At 43.9% G+C, this 1,184-nt stretch carries 1 protein-coding gene; it reads left to right on the top strand.

Annotated elements, in window-relative coordinates:
- Window positions 1-152: 152 nt before the first annotated feature.
- A complete protein-coding gene (locus JC606_RS23160; protein ID WP_198779554.1) occupies window positions 153-1,061 on the top strand; it encodes an IS5 family transposase in 909 nt (302 codons plus the stop codon).
- Window positions 1,062-1,184: the final 123 nt, after the last annotated feature.

Below are 1,184 nucleotides of genomic sequence, written 5' to 3'. Positions count from 1 at the left end.
CTAAAGAGATAGTTGATATCGCTTGGCAAGCCCAGCAAAGGTTATGTCGTCGTTATCAACGACTACTACAAAAAGGCGTTGTTGCTTAAATCAGTTGAACCTTTACCAAGTCCTGTGATCTGATCCTTTATGGTGGTTAGAACGGTGGTGACATGGGTAAAGCGAAAAAGAAGATAACTAACTGGGCGGAATACAATAAGGCTCTGTGCAAGCGTGGCTCGGTTACGTTTTGGATAGATGATTCAGCCATAGATGCATGGCGATGTACAACCCATCATGGTAAGCGTGGTAGAGGTTTCCAGTATTCTGATACCGCGATTGAAACTGCCTTGATGATTAAGGGGATCTTCTCTCTGCCATTACGTACTCTTCAAGGCTTTATTGATTCTATCTTTGAGCTATTGGATGCTCCACTGACGTCCCCTGACTACACCTGTATCAGCAAACGTTCGAAGACAGTTCAGGTCAAATATCGCAATAAATCCAAAGGAGCTATTCGCCATATAGCCATTGACTCGACTGGTCTCAAAGTTTTTGGCGAGGGTGAATGGAAAGTGAAAAAGCACGGTGCCGAAAAACGTAGAACTTGGCGCAAACTGCACTTAGCTGTTGATGTAGAAACTCATGAGGCCATTAGTGCAGAAGTCAGTCTAGTAAGTGTTGGCGATAACGAAGTGTTGCCAACATTACTCAACCCTTTACGTAGAAAGATCCATACAGTATCTGCTGATGGAGCATATGACACAAAAAGTTGCCATGAGACCCTGAAAAATAAGGGCTGTACTCCGTTGATACCACCTCGAAAGAATGCGACTCCTTGGGAAGATGGGCATCCCAGAAATGAAGCTGTAGAGGCTCTTAAAAACGGAACAATAACGGATTGGAAATCTGAGTCAGGATACCACTATCGCTCAATATCTGAGACCGCAATGTCTCGATATAAAGGACTAACCAGCGGTAAATTGAGCTTGAGGTGTTACAACGCTCAAGTGGGTGAAATCATGGCGAATGTCAAAGCTATAAACAAAGTCATAGGACTAGGTATGCCTGTTAGAAGCTAACGATTAGTTAAATATGGCGTCGTTGAACCTCAAGCTGATTTGATCAACAACGCCCTACAAAAAGGTACACACCGAAATGTCGTTGTGGTCGCCATCGCAAGAGAGATGATCGCTTACATCTGG

Origin of the sequence: Vibrio sp. IB15, from assembly GCF_016406055.1 — a bacterium.
Classification (GTDB): Bacteria; Pseudomonadota; Gammaproteobacteria; order Enterobacterales; family Vibrionaceae; genus Vibrio; species Vibrio chagasii.
This window is presented reverse-complemented; position numbering and strand designations above follow the sequence as displayed.